Genomic DNA, 17,846 nt, shown 5'->3' with positions numbered 1-17,846 from the left:
TTAAAGTAAAAGAAAGATTAAAAATTAATGCTCAATATGCATTTGAAGGAACATATAAAAAAGGAAAAGAAGATCAAGGCTGATGACGATAATGCTTAATTTTTTGAACTCCCGCAAGGCAATAGCCAGTCCCGTATAAAGGAATAAACCGCAAGATAAACTCAACATAAAGTTTCCGGTTACACTGGCGATGAGGAGCATCGTGAGGGGAGGGAGCGCATCTGAGTTTTTGGGAGAAATGAGGTGTAAATTGTTGAGCATACTTAACCCAACGATTACGAGTACAGGCGCTGTTGCGACGGCGGGGACGGCTGTAATGATAGGCCAAAATATTGCTGTGATGGCAAAAAGGATTGCGACAACGCATGAACTAAGCCCGGTACGTCCCCCAGCCTCAACCCCGACAAGGCTTTCAATATAGGCTGATACAGTACACGTGCCTAAGCAAGCACCGATAATGCTGGCAGTCCCATCAGAGGCAAACGCTCTATAATCGAGAGTGAGTTTATCTGAGGAATCGGCCAGATTCGCTCGGTTAGTGATCCCGATAAGTGTCGATGACGCATCAAAAAAATCACTAATAAGAAAATAGAGTGTAATTGGAACAAGAAGGCCTAAATGTGAAAAAAAACCTTGAAAATCAAAGGGAAGAAATAAATGGCTTGGGTAGTGAGGCCAGTCCATCATGGAGTTTGGCACGGTTGTAATATAAGCGTGATTTTTAGTGATAAATAACCCTGCGAATGTGATGGATATAAGTGTTAAAAATAATCCTGCAGGTACTCTAAGAACGATCAGAATGGCACAGAGAATGATGCCTGCCAAACTGAGAATAACACGTGGGTCATGCAAAGAACCAAAAGAAAGCCCATCAGGAGAAGGCGTTGCAATTCCGCCTGTTATAAGGCCAATTCGTGCGATGAATGCGCCTAGAGCAACCTGAATGCCCAGAATAATTGTGGGCGGGAAACCTTGAATAATTTTCTGACGGATAGAACTTAAGGATAAAGAGGTAAACAAAATCCCACTAAAGAAAACAACAGTAAAAGCGGTGCGTGGATTAACATGTGCTTGTTGAACGACAACTTGTGAAAATAATACGTTGCTGCTCATTGCAGGGGCGAGGGCAATCGGCAGGCGAGCCCAAAGAGCCATCAGTAATGTGCCTGCAACGGCTCCTGCAATTGTTGTCATCACCATATCATGACGGTCTAACCCTGCAGCTGATAGGATGGCAGGATTAACGGCAACGATATAAGCCATGGAGCCGAATACAGTTAATCCGGCTATAATTTCACGAAAGAAAGTAGACCCGCGGGCGGAAATACTAAACCAGCGGTCGAGAGCAGATAACAACGATCGGGCACTCCGACGGGAAAGAATATTTTTTCTCAGCTATAGTCTAAAAAGGCTTTCCCGCCATACCAGAAGATGCGTTTTTTTTAGTGGTGATGTAACTTTTTTGACCAAAGGTGACGAATTTGAGACGGTGAAAGATGTGTAGCATGATTGTTATCTGCTCCAGGGGTTCCGCTCATGTGGGTTGTGTTGTTCCCAGCAGGGATACCGGCAGCAGGGTGAACATTCGCTTCCGTTATGGCCCGTTCACAAGAAGAGCCTTTCCCAACTCCTAATTGAATTGTTGGGATAAGAGCGGCTGGAGGGAAAAGGATACCTAATCCAATAGCAGCAGCTGTACGGCCAATAATTTCTGCTCCTGGCAAAACAGTAGGATTTGCGATAGGGCCTGTAATATTAATAGCGCCCGGTAAGGATAAAATTTGAGGGTGGACCGAACGTGTTGTGACGGAATAATCGATTGTATCGTTTCGAAAGTTTACGCTCCCTTTACCCGTTGTGCGTGTTGTGTCTGTTTGAATGAGCAGGGAATGAGTATTTAAAATTCCACGCTGCAAAGGCATGTCAGCTACGAGGCAGGAAAGTTCGGATCGGTTAGGGATGTTCAATGCAGAAAGAACGGCAGATCCCAATTTCAGGCCTAATAGATCTGGCAGAAGTGCTGTAACATTCCCGCCTTGATCTAGCACGAGAGTGATACCACCGTCACCATTTGCCACGAGGCTGGCGACCGAGTTTCCTCTTGAGGTAAGGGTAACGTGTCCACCAATAACACCATGGCCTTTAAACATCGCCGTTGATGGCATGATGCGCGAGAGAGGGAATTGAGAGACGTTTAGCCGGAAATGGGTATTGAATTCTTGATGTGTTGTGGGCTGAAACGTGGCTTGAGATGTAATTTTACCCGCCCCCACGGCAAAATTAAGATGATCTAGGTTGATGGATCCGTCTTTAATTTCAAAAGCGGTATCAATGTTATCCAAAGGTAAGCTTTTATTTTGAATATGATCTCCATGATATGTGAGATGAGCATTGATACTATTTAATTTGGGAACGTTAATTTTTTGATCCGGCAAAATATTTTTGCTGGGAGGAACAGCTTTGGTGTTTTTACTTGGTTTTGCACCAATGAAGCCGGCAAGATCATCTAAATTAACAAGGTGTGAATGTAGGTTTGCATTTACAAATGGCGGCTTTAAATCGGGTTTGACACTAATATTGCCGTTAAGATCTGATGAGCCTAACCGACCTACAAAGTTTTGAAATAAAATAGCATTGCTGGAATAACCAAGGTTTCCCGTAATGCTATAAGACGGCGTATGAGGAATAGGGATGCCAGTTAGGGCATATAGGAGGGCCATATCTGGGCCGGCCATATGCAAGGCAAGTTTGGTGCCTTTGAAATGTAAAGGGTCATCCACAGTCCCTTTTAAGGTTATATAAGTGGGGCCATTAGAAAGCCGTCCATCAATAGGGTATGGTTTATCAGGATGAGTGAGTGAGAGAAGGGCTCCCCCGACTATATGTCCTGTAATGGGCTGACGAGCATAGAGCCCCTTTGCGTCAACGACTAAACTACCATCGTTTGATTTTTGGGGAGGAGTGGTGTGAATAAACACATGCATATCTGTTTTCAGCTTGGCTAAAGCTAAACGGATATCTGCATTTTGTATTTCAATGTTGCCAATGTCAGGCAGGGATGACGTTGAAGAAGATGAACTCTTTTGACTGGAGGCGTGATCGCTTCCAAAGGAGTAGTTATTTTGGCCATTGAGACGGGAAACAATGTCTGCTTTTGGTGTATCCAGTCGAATGTCGGTGAGAGAAAGACCTTTTCCTGTTAAATACCGCCAGACGTCAACGCTTACCGTGATGGAGCGAGCTGAAGCAAAATCGGTTTTCTCACTTTCAAATTCTTTAGGCTGAGCGACTTTCAGATCATCAACTGTGATAGCAGTTCGCAATCCTAAGGAAACATGTAAATGAGAAATACTGACATCTCGCCCTAGAGCGGCAGAGGCTTTTCGGTTAATGAGGGGAACGAACCAATCCCATTGCCAGACAAGAATGAGAATAAAGAGCGCAATACTGAAAATACCGAATATTTTTATAATAATTTTACGAGTGCGGTGTGTACGTTTGGGAGGAAGAGAGGCACTCACGCTTTAAAACTCCGTATAAAAATATCTTATGGAAGGTCTAAGATAAAAGAGATCTGTAGGTATAAAAAAATAATACGAAATTATGTTAGAGCAGTTGCTAAATGAGGAAATATTTAAGTGAATTTAATAGAGCATAAAAATGAAGCGTTAACTCGCTTAAGAGTTACAACCAGAGCTGCACATGAACGTGTTGATGAGGCGTTTTCTCATTATAATTTAGAGAGTAAAATATCATATATTAGCTTTTTGAAAGCTCATGCTAAAGTATTACCATTGGTTGAAAACTGGCTTAAATCTTTTCAGAATTTACCTGAATGGGAAGGTCGATCTGAGTTATTACGGCACGATCTTGCTTCCTTACAATCAGATTTCCCTCCGACTTTGGGGTGGGCGCGTCGCACAGAAGAAGGGGCGGCGCTTGGTGGGTTATATGTTATTGATGGTTCGCGTTTAGGAGCAAAGTTTTTATCATCTCGCTTGGGAGCCGGATTTCCTTCGTCCTACCTGTCTGCGCCTCAAAAAAAAGGAAGCTGGTCAAGGCTTTTGTCTGAAATTCAAACGCAGATGGTCGATAAAGGTGAGGCGTTTCAGGATGATGTTATAGCAGGCGCACGTGCTGTTTTTGAGCTGTTTTATGAATCTGCTTTATCTGAGATGGAATAAGCTGGTTGTAATCCGACAGGAATGAGACCTGGGAAAAGTGCTGTGAGACGTTTGAGATCTTCTTGAGGAAGAGTAGCAATAGCATATCCGAGTGCCGTTGCATTTGGAGCAAGAGAGCGCTCTATCCCGCGTAATAAAGAAGACAGGGTGTGACCGCCCTGTATAAAAGGAATAAAAGGGGTGAGTCTATTTGACAGGTCATCAGATGTATTTAGGACATGGAAGATAATATCGTTATTATTAAATTGAATATTTTTTCCTGTAATGGCGCAAATTATTTCTTGTTCTTTTACGAGAACTTTCACAGGGATAATATTAAGAAGCGACGGGATCTGATCAAAGTGAATATACGTAGACGGGATAATGTCTTTTGACAGAATGATACTGAAATGCGGACTAGGACTATTATTCTCCAGCGCTAATATGAGTTTATGGGAGTTCGACGGTGTGTCAGACGTAATATTAGGTGAAATCAGCTCGTTTTTGTTTGCATCCCAAAGGAGATCATAAGGGGTTTCGAGTGAGAAAAACTGGAAGCTGGGAGGAGCCGTATTAGGACCGTCATCATTAAAGATAAGCGGAGAAAGCCCTAAAGCGTGTAAAGCATTTTCGTCTTGGTCTTTACTGATTTGATGCAGGCGCCAGTATAAATCGGCTAAATTGGCTTGAGTAATGGTTGCTCCAACGTTGCGGGCTGTCTTCAACCAACGGTGTGGCGTGACATCGTGAATATCATTACGGTCAAAGTGCTTCCAGGCTTCTGCTGGAGCGGCATCTGTGCAGTGTTGAAAGAAGCTTGTCTTATCACCGGCCGCAAAGTGTAAGATACGCGCATGCGACCAGTCTGCTGGTTGGTCTATATGCGTAAATGGGTCTGGAAAGGGAGGGGTATTTTGCACCGTAGGGTTAATGAAATAACGCGCAATACGATGGTCATGATGCTCTAATGGAGCGTGATACGTAAATGTTTCAATAGGAGAGAGAGGGGACGGGGTTATCTGTCCATTTGATCCAAAAAGGCACCAATTAATAGGGATAATATTATTTTCTTTATGTGGTTCTAAAAATGTTTCAAGTGTAAGATCATTGCTAAAATCTAGATACTCATCGCTGGCAAGAAAAATCATCCAATCGAATTCATTTTTCCCTGTCTCTACGGCCTCTTTTTGGAAAAATAATTGTCGCTCTGTAATATTCTCTATGTTGGGATTGGAGCGAAAAAGGCGCAGATCATAAAAAGGTTTTGCATTTAACAGGATGTCCCACGTTCCATCCGTAGAGTGATCATCACAAATGATAAGAGTTGAGAAGCCGAGTGCAATATGATGGGCCAGCCACCATCCTATATTGTTGGCGTTATTACGAACAAATAAGAGGGCGGCTGTTTTCATCATAAAAGATTAATCCATCTTTAGCGCAGCGAGGAATGCACTTTGCGGAATCTCTACCTTACCAAATTGGCGCATACGCTTCTTACCTTCTTTTTGTTTATCAAGAAGTTTCCGCTTACGTGAAATATCACCACCGTAACATTTGGCCGTAACATCTTTTGAAAGTGCGCCAATTGTTTCTCGCGCTATAACTTTTGAACCAATGGCAGCTTGAATAGCAATTTTAAAGAGCTGTTTAGGGATCAAATCTTTCAGTTTGCTACAAATAGAACGGCCACGTGTTTCAGCTACACTGCGGTGAGCGACGAAAGCAAGAGCATCGACAGGTTCATGGTTGACGAGAATGGAAATACGAACGAGGTCGCTTTCCTCATACCCATCGACTTGATAGTCAAATGATGCATAGCCTCGTGTGAGAGACTTTAACCGATCATAAAAATCGAAAACAACTTCATTTAAAGGAAGGCGATAAACGGCCATAGCACGGTTGCCGACATATGTAAGATCAACCTGCACACCACGACGCTCAGAACAAAGCGTTAAAACAGCTCCAAGATACTCATCTTGAACCATGATCGTGGCTTTAATCCAAGGTTCTTCAATTTTAGCGATTTGAGCAGTTTCTGGCATATCCGCTGGGTTATGCAGTTCTTCTTCTTCGCCGTTTGTGAGCGTCATACGGTACACAACAGAAGGTGCTGTTGCGATAAGATCCAGATTAAATTCGCGGGAGAGACGCTCTTGAATAATTTCAAGGTGCAATAGGCCTAAGAAACCGCAACGGAATCCAAAACCAAGGGCGGCTGAACTCTCAGCTTCAAAGTGGAACGATGCGTCATTGAGACGAAGCTTCCCTAAACTATCACGAAGCTTGTCAAAATCATCAGCATCAATAGGGAAGAGTCCGCACCAGACAACAGGAATGGATGGTTTAAATCCTGGAAGGGCTTTTTCAGCAGGTTTCCGATCAAGTGTGACGGTATCGCCGACAGCAACGTCCGCAACAGTTTTGATAGCGGCGTTGATGTAGCCCATTTCGCCCGGGCCTAGCTCATCAACGGAAGTCATTTTTGGTAAAAAGACACCAACTTGATCAACATGGTAGGTTGATCCAGTTTGCATCATCCGGATACGATCTCCACGCTTAACAGTTCCGTTCATCACGCGGATAAGAATAATCACCCCGAGATATGGGTCATACCAGCTATCAACGAGAAGAGCTTGAAGAGGAGCGTCTCTTTCACCTTTAGGAGCAGGGAGGCGTTGAACCAGTGCCTCAAGAACGCCCTCAATATTTAAGCCCGTTTTTGCGCTGATCTCTACAGCATCATCGGCAGGAATGCCGACGACATCTTCAATCTGAGCTCTTACACGTTCTGGTTCAGCCGCGGGGAGATCAATCTTGTTTAAAACAGGAACAATTTCATGGTTGGCATCAATGGCCTGATAAACGTTCGCTAATGTCTGTGCTTCTACCCCTTGAGATGCATCGACCACCAGCAAAGAGCCTTCACACGCAGCCAGAGAACGGCTGACTTCATAAGCGAAGTCAACATGGCCTGGCGTATCCATAAGGTTCAAGACATATACTTTGCCATCTTTGGCTGGGTAAGTGAGGCGAACGGTCTGGGCTTTAATCGTGATCCCGCGCTCTTGCTCAAGCTCCATAGAATCGAGAACTTGAGCTTTCATTTCACGCTCGGTTAAAGCTCCACAGGCTTGTATGAGCCTATCAGCGAGCGTGGATTTTCCGTGATCAATATGAGCAATGATCGAGAAATTGCGAATAAGAGAGAGCGGGGTATTGGTCATGTGTGACTACATACGAGATTATTATGAGAATGTCAGCATATCTGCGTATCGCAGAGATGATTTTAGAAAAAATAAGCCAAGAATTCTATCGGTCCGTTAACCGAAATTCGATTCGACGGTTACGCGCATAAGCCTCTGGAGTGTTAGCGGTTTCAAGAGGCTGATAATCTGCAAAACCTGTTGCCGCGAGCCTTTTGGGATCGACCCCTTGGGAAATAAGAAGCTTTACAACGGTAATGGCCCGCTCAGACGAAAGCTCCCAATTGCTAGAAAAAGCCGTGTGTATAGGTTGTTTATCCGCATGGCCATCAACTCGTAAAATCCAGGGAACATCCTGAGGAATGGTTTGCGCTACTTGTTTAAATGTCTTGGCTAGGGTGGTGATTTCATTCTTACCTTCAGGGGTGAGATCAGCACTCCCTTGAGGAAAAAGAATTTCAGATTGAAAGATAAATCGATCACCAACGATATTGACGCCTTTTTGGTTTTTCAAAATGTCTCGAAGGCGGCCAAAAAACTCAGAGCGATAGCGTTGAAGTTGGTTAACTTTGTTGGCAAGTGCAATATTAAGTTTGTTACCCAAATCTTGGATTTGCGTATCTTTTGTTTGCTCATTCTTTTTTTCAAGCTCCAAAGCATTGCTAATCGCTTGTAATTGCTTGGTTAGTTCTTGGATTTGGTTTTGTAGATCAGAGATTTTATTATTTTGATCTTGGTTTTTACTATCGGATGCAGCAAGCGCCTGATCTTTAGATTGAACTTGCCCATTAAGAGAAGATATCTGTTCCGAAAGAGCTTTTAACAGGCTTTCATTATGTTGTTTTTCTTGCGTTAAATTTGAAACACTTGAAGAAAGAGCCCGGTTTTTATCTTCTGTCATCGATAAGGTATGAGACAGCTCGGCAATCTGTTTTTGTAGTGTATCCATAGCTTTCTCTCGCCGAGCTAAAGAAATGGATAAAAATTGTTGCCCAATCACAAAGACTAATAAAACAAACGTAACGACCATGAGTAGTGTCGACAGTGCGTCCACATATCCGGGCCACGCATCAAGGCTATTATGGGAGTGACGTTTGCGGCGGGCCATGGCGAAGCCTTATTGTCCGTTAGAAGATGCAGTGTTGGATGAGGCGGCGATGGTTCGAGCAAGCAGTCGTAAGTCATTTCTGATCTCACCTGTTGTCTGAGCACGGCCCTTTTGCACATCTTCCACAAGCCGTGCCAAATAGCTTTCAATACGAAGAAGAGATGTTCCCTGTGAGCCCGGTTGTCCAGAATCAGTCATTTGTGAAAGAAGTTGCGCAAGCGTTTTTTGTGTTTCGACCGATCCTGCCATGATCTGTTGATTGTTTTGCATCAGATCAGTCAGGCTACGGAGGCGTTCTTGCAATGTATCCAGAAGTTGAACTTCTCTAACTCGGGCTTCTTCACTTCGTGAAACAGCATTTTGGAGTGTTTCCAGATTTTCAGCCGTTTGTTCCAATAAAGCTTGTACATACGCTGGAATGGGGGCGCCATCATGATCAATAGCCATTCCTGCGCTGACACGCGTAAGCCCTGCAAGCCATTCTTCGAGTTCGTTAAAGAAGCGTGTTTGAGCTTGTCCGGCGGTTAGATCTAAAAACCCAAGGACCAATGCTCCTGCCAGCCCGAACATGGAGCCTGAAAAGGCTGTAGACATTCCGGCTAAGGGGCCAGCAAGACCTGTTTTTAACTGATTAAACATCAGATCCAGATCACCATTACCTGCCGACATCCCACCGATGACGGAGGCAATGGAACTTACGGTAAGAAGCAGCCCATAAAATGTCCCCAGCAGTCCAAGAAATATAAGAAGTTGGGTCATATACCGGGAAATTTCCCGGCTTTCATCAAGCCGTGAGGACAAGCTGTCCAGCATGGCTTGAGTGGTTTGAGGCGAAAGAGATAAACGGTCTGTACGGTTGCGGGCTGCCAACATGCTTGCCATTGGGGCAAGCAAGCGTGGCGGTTTTGGGGTGCTTAGACCGGGGCGAGATTGTTTGAGCGTTTCAACCCATTTGACTTCAGGCATGAGCCGCTGAACAACGCGTAGATTCCAAATAATTCCAAGGCATAAGACACCAATAATAACCACATCGAGTTTAGGATTGGCATTAAAGGCGTGAAGAAGTGTTGTAGCCATAGAGGCTGCAATAAGAGCAACGGCTGCTAAAAAGACACCCATACGAAGTAGGAATGTGGTGGGACGTGTCACAGCGTTATACCTTGGGATATTATGGAGAGGAATGCTCAGGAGCTGAGGGAGAAGGATTGCTTTCGGTAAAGACTTCTACTCGATCAGGAGGGTTGGTATCCCCTGGCGTTGGCCGTCCCATAGCGCGAGGATAAATGCGCGTGGTGGCAATGCCACTTTGAATAAGAATAGAGCGAAGGGCTAAAGCGCGGGCAAGCGCAATTCTACGAGGCATGGAGATATCATCCCCCGGCAGCGTAGCATAAGCGACAAGGATAATACGCTTTTCAGGTTCTTCTTTTAAGGTGGCCCCATAATTTTGGATGGCTTTTATAGCTGCGTCGTTGAAGTCTGAACTTTCGGATGAAAAAGTAACACGCAGCTTGTCATCTGGAATCTGAATGACATGCGTTTGAGCATTCGCAACAGCTTTAATATTTTCGGGCGGTACGGGAGGGTGGATCTGTACCGGCACAAATGGCGGTGGGATGACAACAGGAGGCGGTGGAGCCTGTGGGACAGAAGGAATAGGTTGTCTTTTTTGAGACGATGGTGAGTTGTGCTGCTCTTTAGCGGGCGTCGGTGTTGAATGTGACGCATGAGGCGTGGCTGAGCCTGAATGATGCGTCGTTTTATGTGACGTCGAAGTATGAGATTTTTTTGATGTAGTATGCTTAGCCGGCTCGGTAGAGGTCCCTTTGGGCAGATTATCGAGGTTGCTGCTCACTTGAGCAAGCGCAGGAGCGGCTGAGAAGCAGGTTAATAGAGCTGCAAGGGAGAGGGGGTAAAGGATCTGCTGTGTCATTGTAAGAACGATCCTATCCAAAAGATTGGTCCTCTCGCAATGGGCAAGAGGACATAATCTGTTAATTATTCGCGGTTAAGAGCTTCGTGAACAAGAGAACGAAGAGGAGAGTGAAGGTTTGCATTACCTGCGACAACGTTAACGTCATCTGGTAGGTCGTGGATTTCCTTACCGTCCGGATCTGTGGCGTGTCCGCCAGCTTCTCGAACGATAACCAAACCTGCGGCACAATCCCATGGTTTGATGCCAAATTCCCAATAACCTTCATATCGCCCTGCGGCAACCCAAGCCAAGTCAAGAGCTGCGGCGCCAAAGCGGCGTATCCCTGCGACTTGCGGCATAAGAGCGCCAAGCACGCGTGCAAAAGGCATGCGTTGATGGCTCGGTACTTTTGCAAAAGGAATGCCGGTAGCGAAAACGGCTTCGTTCATATTGCGGCGAGCAGAAACGCGGAGGCGACGTTCATTTAAGAAGGCGCCAATGCCTTTTTCGGCCCAGAACATTTCATTGGAGACAGGGTTATAAACAAGGCCGGAAACCAGTTCGACAGAACCATCGGTATGGCGGCGTTGCAATCCAATTGAAATGGCCCAGTGTGGAATGCCGTGGAGGAAGTTGCTGGTGCCATCTAATGGATCAACAATCCATCGCCAAGTCCAGTTTTCTCCACCGGAGCTTCCACTTTCTTCCATGAGGAAGGCATATCCAGGACGTGCTCGAGCGAGTTCTTCACGAATGATAGATTCAGCACGCATATCAGCCTGAGAGACGAAGTCCCCCGGGCCTTTAATGCTAACCTGAAGTTGTTCGACCTCTGTAAAATCACGCAAAAGGCGGCGAGCCGCCTTTTGTGCAGCATTTTGCATAACGGCCATATGCGGGGAAAGGCGCATTACTTAGTCCTTGGCGCGTTCGACATAAGAAGCATCTTCGGTCCGAACGACGATGCGTTCACCAGCTTCAATAAAAGGAGGAACAAGTGTTTTAACACCGTTGGAAAGCAGTGCAGGCTTATAGGAAGAAGAAGCTGTTTGGCCTTTAACAACGGGGTCAGCTTCTGCAATTTCAAGTGTTACTTGAGGTGGAAGAGAAACACCAACAGCATCACCTTCAACCAATTTCACACTTAATTCCATATTGTCTTGCAGGAATGGAAGCTGGTCACCAAGGATATCTGAAGGCAGAATAACCTGTTCGAATGTTTCAGGGTCCATCAGAACGATGTTATCGCCATCCATGTAAGAATAGGTGTAGTCTTTATCTTCTGTGATCAGGCGTTCAACGCTGTCTGCTGTTCTCCAGCGTTCATTGGTTTTGTTCCCAGTCTTAAGGTCACGCATTTCAACCTGAATGAACGCACCACCTTTCCCGGGAGTAATGATCTGTTGTTTTAGAACGGTCCAACGACGGCCATCATGTTCAAGAACTTGGCCTGCGCGAATAAGATTGGCTTGTTGTTTCATTTAGGGCTTCCTGATTTAAAAAATAAAGAACAGTGTGTGATGTCTTAATGGGTTTCTAGCGCTGCTAAGGGGATTTCGGCAAGCTAGACAAAGTCAGAAATATCTCCTTTTGGGGATTTGACTCTGTTTTTTTCATGGTTCTGTTTGGGTAAAAGATAGTCAGGACCGATGGGCACTTTCCCCTTGCCCCCAGGGATATCTAAAACGTAAGTGGGCCAAGCGAGCCCTGTTACTCTTCCTCTGAGGTTGGCTAAGAGAGCTTTTCCTTCTTCAATCGGAACATGGAAATGGCTTGTTCCGGGAGCAGCATCAAGATGATGCAAATAATAAGGTTTTATACGTATTTTTACAAGAGTTCTAAGAAGGGTCTCTAGGTCTTGGATTGTATCATTCACGCCGCGTAAGAGAACGGATTGTGAGAGAACCGGAATGGCGCGTGCGAGAATGGAGCGGATCGCTGTTTGTGCGTGAGGGGTGATTTCTCGTGCGTGATTTATGTGAGCAACGACCCACATAGAGCGATCTGTTTCAAGAGCATCCAGAAGTTCTGGAGTTATGCGTTCAGGAGAAGCGACAGGCACACGTGAGTGGATACGAATCGTTTCAATATGGGGAATGGCTGATAAGGTTTGTACGATATGCGATAAACGCCGTGGTGCGAGCATCAGAGGGTCGCCACCGGTAAGGATAATTTCCCGGATGGCGTTATGAGATCGGATCCAATCAAAGGCACTTTGAAGTTCAGCTTCTGTGAGAAGGCCGCCATCTGGTCCGACATGCTCGCGGCGGAAACAAAAACGGCAATAAAGCGGGCAAATAAGAAGCGGCTTTAAGAGTGCCCGATCTTCATATCGGTGCACAATTCCTTTAACGGGTGAGAGGGCTTCATCTCCGATAGGGTCAATGGTCTCGTGAGGTTGTGTCTCGAGTTCATAAACACTTGGGATAACCTGTTTTCCGATCGGATCATCCGGTGTGGATATCAGATCATGAAAGGCGGGTGGGATAGCAGTGGCATAATGTTTACTCACAGCTTCAAGGTGATCACGCGATGATGCTGGGACTAAGCCTGCGTCAATAAGATCTGACGTTGTGCGTAAGACGTGTCGCTTTATCGTGTTTTTAGCCGTATCCTGCATACAGACGCTCTAACGCTGGTATGCCTTTTAAGGCAACAGGATGTTTTGATTTATATGGCTCAGATATCGTTTGATACAAAATTAATTGCTGATCGCCTGCCGCTTTTGCAGCAACGCGCTCATATGATGCGAGCAACGCGTTCATTTTTTGATCAGCGTGGGTACACAGAGGTTGAGACCCCCTATGCTGTGAGCACGCCGGGGGAAGAAGTACATCTTCGGTGCTTTAAGACGGAACTGGAAACACCGGATGGCCGTCATGAACCCCGGTTTTTACATACCAGCCCAGAATTTGCGATGAAACGCATTGTAGCTGCAACGAAATTGCCAATTTATCAGTTGGCCCGGGTGTGGCGCAACGGAGAGGCAAGCAATACTCATGCGCCAGAATTTACAATGCTGGAGTGGTATGCGCCTTATGTAAATCTTGATGGTTTGATGGAAGAAACAGAGGCGTTTGTTAAGGCATTGCTTCCTGAACGTGTTTATCGAGAGGGGCAGTGGATTAGTTTGGATGCTCCTTTTGAACGCGTAACCGTACAAGATGCATTTTTGCGTTATGTGGGATTGGATATCCTTGCAACAGATGGGGATGCCGATGTGCTCGCGAAGCAGGCTGGAATCAGATTAAGAACAGGTGAAACATGGGAGGAGCTGTTTTTTCGTCTCTTATTAGAGCGTATTGAGCCGCGTATTGGACGAGAGAAGCCAACTTTTTTAACGCACTGGCCGGTTGAACAGGCTGCGTTATCAAAGAAAGATCCAACTGATTCTCGTGTGGCGCTTCGTTTTGAACTTTATATTGGTGGAATAGAGTTAGCGAATGCGTTTGAAGAATTAACAGATTCTCAAGAACAAAAAGAGCGTTTTGAAAAAGATCGCGCGCATCGATTAAGGATCCATTCTGATCAGGATTGGCCCTTAGACGAAGCTTTTTTGAAATCTTTAGAGGCACTCCCTCCATGCTCTGGCATCGCTTTGGGGTTTGACCGCTTGGTGATGTTGGCCACAGGAGCGCCATCAATTCGAGATGTTTTGTGGTTACTTTAAGCAATAAGAGATTTACAAAAGAATAATCTATTGGTGATAGTAATTTGCTCTATCTTCGTTTGGAGAGTTGATTGGTGACATTTTTAAAGCATCAGATGACGTTAGCAAAGAAGACGCAGTTGTTGTTTCTAATGTCTTTTTTGACATTGTCTGCATGTGACATTCCGACCGTGCAGCAAAAGCAAGTTCTCAATTCGATGGTTGGGAAAAGTGAGGTCGATATTGTGCGCGAGTTTGGAGTTCCTTCAAAAAGCTATCAAGCGCAAGGACACTCTTTCTTAGCATATATTGATAACGAAACTCAGTATTCTCCGGGTAGCATCGGGATGGGGTATGGTTGGGATAGTTACGGCTGGGGCGGTGGTCCTGGTTGGGGCTGGGGAGGAGGTCCCGGCTGGGGCTGGGGTGGTGGCCCCGGTATGGGATGGAGTGGCGGAATTCCTCCCACATACTATAATACAAGCTGTCAAACTACTTTTGAGCTTGTGAATGATCGTGTAATTGGGTGGACTATGAGAGGGAATGGGTGCTGAATGCATTCCCTTTAGGTCAAAGAACACATCTTATTTTATTTAGGGCGGTAAAACGAAACATGCCTCAGCGATTCGCTTTTTCATCTTCTTTCCGGAATGTGATGTCTAGTAAACATCTTAGATTGGGAAGCGGGCTCTTGTTGGGGCTTGCGTTAGCCGCCTGCCATAAGTCAGATTGGCACGGGACGGACTGGTCACATAATTATCAAGATAGTTTTGAGACGCATAGCAGTACAAAAATGCGGTATATGCCAGATACGGTGACTCAAGCTTATACGCCGTCTAAAAACGGTGAACCGAACACGATTGTTGCTTATCATCGTCCACCAAGTCCTTCTTACGAAGATCGTCCATTAGATGAAAATATTGGTGCATCTGTTGAGTTGGCAGATTATTTTGCGGCATTAAAATATACTGGTTTGGTGCCGTGGATTACAGGCCCTGGCCCGATTACCGTTTTTGCTATTCCGAATAAAGCCATGGAAGATATGTCTGCTCGGTGGCGCGGTGGCTTGATGACGCCAGCAATGAAAGGGCAACTTACTTCTATTCTTGGTTATACAATCGTTTCAGGAAAATGGGATGAAAAAGCCCTTAGAAAAGCGATTGCTCGTAGAAAGGGACAGGGAGTAGGGCTAAAAACCCTGTACGGAACGGTTTTGAGTGTTCATGAAGACCCACAGACAGGCGAGTTGTTTTTAAATAACCCTGCGGGTCAAGTATCGAAGCTTTGGGGGCATTCGTTCCCTCAATCGAATGGTGTTCTATATTTCACTCAAGGTGCATTGTTACCTATCTCTCACGTGAAATAATTAGGTGGCGGAAAGGATATGGGACAGTTTATCTGTATCTTTTCCGTCAAACTCTAATGCAAAAGATAGAAAGTCAGCTTGGGCAGTTTTTGCATTGATTGCATCTTTCGTTGACGTGATTGCCTCGGCAACTGTGGGGAGCTCCATTACACTTCCCCACCATTTGATTAAATCCAAATTATTTAACCCAAAAGAAATATAGTCGGCTCCAGATTCCCCCGCCTGCATAGCTTCATCGCGTGTATGGCAAAAACAACCGAGTTGTATATTTTCCGGGGTTGTTTTGCGAAGATGCTGTATATTTTGAGCAAGAGACGAATGGAGGCCGTCAAGGCTTTTATAAATGTAGGGCGGAATGGATGGGCTTTTATTTTCACCAATATCAAGAATTAAGGCGACATCATTTTGGTGAAGAATATCTCGTAATTGAAAGAAATGATCCTCCGTTAGTGGCGTTGAAAAAGACAATCTTAAGGCAGAGACATTTGGAGATGAGAGAAGAGGAGGTAAAAATTTTAACGCATCTTTAATTTCATAATGGAGCGGTAAAGTTGGATATAGGTCAAATGCTGTCATGGTCGTGAGGAGGCTTTCTTGAATGAGGACGGACAAGTAGACGTTTGAGGGCTGATCGGTTGGGAAGGAGGTCGTGATGTTAAGATTCGTGTTCGAAAATTATGATCTGTTTGTAAAGATCTAATCTGTTTTGAGGCAGCGAAGCAAACGACGAAACCGATTCCTTCACTGAGAGCGATATGGGCTAGGGCTGCAGAAGAGCCGCAGTCGAGGATGGAGTGGTGTTTATGCTCCTGCGTAACGGATAGCCACCATGGAATACCAAAGCTTGCTCCCGCATTAAGAGGAGAGATGAGTAAGAATTCTGAGTGAGTTATATTATTATAAAGCCATATTTTTTCAGACAAATTCGAAATACAGAAAATCTGTCTTGGATTATTTCTTGACGCAAAGAGATGTTCCGGTCTTTGCTGTTGAATATTATGCGTTAGGGAAGTATTGGCTTTTTCGTCAGTGTATAATGACATGGGAGACGTAGGCGCTTTGAATAAAGATGTAGGGCTGGTGTCTGATAATAAAACGATAGATCGTCTTGAGGAAGCCTTAATTCGGGTTACTGTTGCGTTACAGAAGCAGGAAGCCAAGAAGAAACAAGATGTAGCAAACGAAGTTGTTTCTTTGCCAGAAATTTCAGCGCTTGCCGCAGGAATTGATGCTTTGTGTGTTCGTATCCGTAACGTGGTTGAACCACAGGAAAGGTAATTCGATGGGGCAAGTTTCCATACGGTTAAATGGGTATGTTTATAATGTAGGCTGCCAAGACGGAGAGGAGCACCATTTATACGCTATGGTGCGTCAGGTTGAAGGTTGGCTGCAAAAGGCCCGTAACTTTGGCGGGGTTACGAGCGAATCTAAAACGCTGGTGATGGCAGCTTTGCTCATGGCAGATGAAATCTATGAGTTGAAAAATAAACCACTTTCAGATGAAGTGATGAAGACCGTTGAAACGGCTCAAAAAGCGTTGCAAGCCTCTGCTAAAAATAATGACAGACTGTCAAATCTAGCGAACAAAGCTGAACTTTTAGCGCAACAAATTGAGAGTGAAAATTAATCATATTGATTAACGTGCGCGCTTTGCTAATATGAAGATGGAGCTGCCTGGTGCGTCAGGTATATCAACCCCCGGGCCGATAAGCATTCCTTAGGGAGCTGGCTCTGTCGTGGCCGTGGTCATGTTAACCGGCGCCCACCTGCACTTGCAGGTCTAGGAGGGCTGAACAAACCAACGGCTTTGGTGGCTCCATTTTATTGATTTGTTAAATGATACTTTCCCCAAAAAAAGATTTACGAAAAGTTATGGCCGTTAAGAGAAAGCAAATGTTTTCTCTTGAGAGCGAGCAAGCTTTATTACAGCGGCTTATTCAATCGTTGTTGGTGTATGATTTCCAGATTATTGCAGCAGTTTGGCCTCTTCCAGAAGAAATTGATTTGCGTTGGTTGATTTCTCAATTGGAAGAGATGGGAAAAATTGTCGTTTTGCCTGAAACCCCCAAGAAGGGCTTTCCGCTGATTTTCAGGCAATGGACCAAAAATTCAAAAATGTTAGATGGTCTGTATGGAACGCAATACCCAGAAGGGCGTGTGATGCAACCGGATGTCGTATTAGTTCCGTTTTTGGCGTTTGACCGCAAAGGGTATCGTTTGGGTTACGGAGGCGGTTATTACGACCGGACTTTGACACAATCGAATGTTATGACAGTAGGCTACGGTTTTTCTTTTCAGGAAGTAAATAGTGTGCCGATAGACGAATACGATATTCCTCTATCGGTAATTATTACAGAACGGGAAACGATACAGGTTAAATAATAGACGTAATGGTTTGTTGAAAGGTTCCAGATTGAGAATTCTGTTTTTAGGCGATATTGT

The 17,846-nt window shown here is 45.0% G+C and carries 20 protein-coding genes and 1 other RNA gene (1 of these 21 running past the window's edge); 9 read left to right on the top strand and 12 right to left on the bottom strand.

Features of this window, described 5'->3' with window-relative positions:
* Positions 1-24: 24 nt before the first annotated feature.
* Complete coding sequence (locus E3D00_RS01375; RefSeq protein WP_141459258.1) at positions 25-1,356, bottom strand: NCS2 family permease; 1,332 nt, start codon at positions 1,354-1,356, stop codon at positions 25-27.
* A gap of 86 nt (positions 1,357-1,442) precedes the next feature.
* Entirely contained in the window at positions 1,443-3,521 is a 2,079-nt protein-coding gene (locus E3D00_RS01370; protein WP_246091457.1) for an AsmA family protein, read from the bottom strand.
* 117 nt (positions 3,522-3,638) lie between these two features.
* On the opposite strand from E3D00_RS01370, the gene E3D00_RS01365 reads away from it, so the two are divergent.
* On the top strand, positions 3,639-4,184 hold the full coding sequence (locus tag E3D00_RS01365) for a biliverdin-producing heme oxygenase (protein ID WP_141459256.1): 546 nt from the start codon (positions 3,639-3,641) through the stop codon (positions 4,182-4,184).
* On the opposite strand, the gene E3D00_RS01360 is transcribed toward E3D00_RS01365, so the two are convergent.
* From E3D00_RS01360 to E3D00_RS01325, 8 genes are all read right to left on the bottom strand, one after another.
* Positions 4,154-5,578, bottom strand: coding sequence for a glycosyltransferase family 2 protein (locus tag E3D00_RS01360; RefSeq protein WP_141459254.1), 1,425 nt, complete (start codon positions 5,576-5,578; stop codon positions 4,154-4,156). The two genes, E3D00_RS01365 and E3D00_RS01360, sit on opposite strands and share 31 nt — an antisense overlap.
* Positions 5,579-5,584: 6 nt before the next feature.
* Entirely contained in the window at positions 5,585-7,387 is a 1,803-nt protein-coding gene (gene lepA / locus E3D00_RS01355) for a translation elongation factor 4 (protein WP_141459252.1), read from the bottom strand.
* Positions 7,388-7,472: 85 nt separating this feature from the next.
* Positions 7,473-8,474 carry a peptidoglycan -binding protein gene (locus E3D00_RS01350; RefSeq protein ID WP_141459250.1) on the bottom strand — a complete coding sequence of 334 codons (1,002 nt, stop codon included), beginning with the start codon at positions 8,472-8,474 and terminating at the stop codon, positions 7,473-7,475.
* Between the two features lie 9 nt (positions 8,475-8,483).
* On the bottom strand, positions 8,484-9,623 hold the full coding sequence (locus E3D00_RS01345; RefSeq protein WP_141459248.1) for a flagellar motor protein MotA: 1,140 nt from the start codon (positions 9,621-9,623) through the stop codon (positions 8,484-8,486).
* A 19-nt stretch (positions 9,624-9,642) separates the two neighbouring features.
* On the bottom strand, positions 9,643-10,407 hold the full coding sequence (locus E3D00_RS01340) for an OmpA family protein (protein ID WP_141459246.1): 765 nt from the start codon (positions 10,405-10,407) through the stop codon (positions 9,643-9,645).
* A gap of 65 nt (positions 10,408-10,472) precedes the next feature.
* Positions 10,473-11,300, bottom strand: coding sequence for an inositol monophosphatase family protein (locus E3D00_RS01335; protein ID WP_141459244.1), 828 nt, complete (start codon positions 11,298-11,300; stop codon positions 10,473-10,475).
* Positions 11,301-11,303: 3 nt separating this feature from the next.
* Positions 11,304-11,870, bottom strand: coding sequence for an elongation factor P (efp, locus tag E3D00_RS01330; protein WP_141459242.1), 567 nt, complete (start codon positions 11,868-11,870; stop codon positions 11,304-11,306).
* A gap of 83 nt (positions 11,871-11,953) precedes the next feature.
* Entirely contained in the window at positions 11,954-13,009 is a 1,056-nt protein-coding gene (locus E3D00_RS01325) for a lysine-2,3-aminomutase-like protein (RefSeq protein WP_141459240.1), read from the bottom strand.
* 54 nt (positions 13,010-13,063) lie between these two features.
* Here E3D00_RS01325 and epmA point away from each other — a divergent pair, with 54 nt between their 5' ends.
* From epmA to E3D00_RS01310, 3 genes are all read left to right on the top strand, one after another.
* Positions 13,064-14,059: an EF-P lysine aminoacylase EpmA gene (gene epmA / locus E3D00_RS01320; protein WP_141459238.1), complete on the top strand. Its 996-nt coding sequence runs from the start codon at positions 13,064-13,066 to the stop codon at positions 14,057-14,059.
* A 95-nt stretch (positions 14,060-14,154) separates the two neighbouring features.
* Positions 14,155-14,592: a hypothetical protein gene (locus E3D00_RS01315; protein WP_141462318.1), complete on the top strand. Its 438-nt coding sequence runs from the start codon at positions 14,155-14,157 to the stop codon at positions 14,590-14,592.
* A 59-nt stretch (positions 14,593-14,651) separates the two neighbouring features.
* Entirely contained in the window at positions 14,652-15,404 is a 753-nt protein-coding gene (locus E3D00_RS01310; protein ID WP_141459236.1) for a fasciclin domain-containing protein, read from the top strand.
* Here the strand turns inward: E3D00_RS01310 and E3D00_RS01305 are convergent, their stop codons facing one another.
* Positions 15,405-15,980, bottom strand: coding sequence for a thiamine phosphate synthase (locus E3D00_RS01305; protein ID WP_141459234.1), 576 nt, complete (start codon positions 15,978-15,980; stop codon positions 15,405-15,407).
* On the bottom strand, positions 15,977-16,447 hold the full coding sequence (locus tag E3D00_RS01300) for a hypothetical protein (protein ID WP_141459232.1): 471 nt from the start codon (positions 16,445-16,447) through the stop codon (positions 15,977-15,979). Before E3D00_RS01300 ends, E3D00_RS01305 begins: the two co-directional genes overlap by 4 nt.
* Between E3D00_RS01300 and E3D00_RS01295 the strand changes: the two genes are divergently transcribed.
* The 5 genes from E3D00_RS01295 to E3D00_RS01275 all read left to right on the top strand — a co-directional run.
* Complete coding sequence (locus E3D00_RS01295; protein WP_141459230.1) at positions 16,446-16,682, top strand: hypothetical protein; 237 nt, start codon at positions 16,446-16,448, stop codon at positions 16,680-16,682. The genes E3D00_RS01300 and E3D00_RS01295 overlap by 2 nt on opposite strands.
* Before the next feature lie 4 nt (positions 16,683-16,686).
* Positions 16,687-17,031 (top strand): cell division protein ZapA, encoded by a 345-nt coding sequence (locus E3D00_RS01290; RefSeq protein WP_141459228.1) that lies wholly within the window; start codon positions 16,687-16,689, stop codon positions 17,029-17,031.
* Positions 17,032-17,068: 37 nt separating this feature from the next.
* Positions 17,069-17,225, top strand: a non-coding RNA gene (ssrS, locus tag E3D00_RS01285) — 6S RNA.
* A 72-nt stretch (positions 17,226-17,297) separates the two neighbouring features.
* Positions 17,298-17,786: a 5-formyltetrahydrofolate cyclo-ligase gene (locus E3D00_RS01280; RefSeq protein WP_246091456.1), complete on the top strand. Its 489-nt coding sequence runs from the start codon at positions 17,298-17,300 to the stop codon at positions 17,784-17,786.
* Positions 17,787-17,817: 31 nt separating this feature from the next.
* Positions 17,818-17,846: the beginning of a TIGR00282 family metallophosphoesterase gene (locus E3D00_RS01275; RefSeq protein ID WP_141459225.1), read on the top strand. It continues 787 nt past the right edge of the window; 29 of the gene's 816 nt are visible here — the first part of the coding sequence; the start codon lies at positions 17,818-17,820; its stop codon lies off the right edge, out of view.

This window comes from Swingsia samuiensis (assembly GCF_006542355.1).
Classification (GTDB): Bacteria; Pseudomonadota; Alphaproteobacteria; order Acetobacterales; family Acetobacteraceae; genus Gluconobacter; species Gluconobacter samuiensis.
Note: the sequence above shows the minus strand (reverse complement) of the source record. Positions and strands in the feature narration are given on the sequence as shown.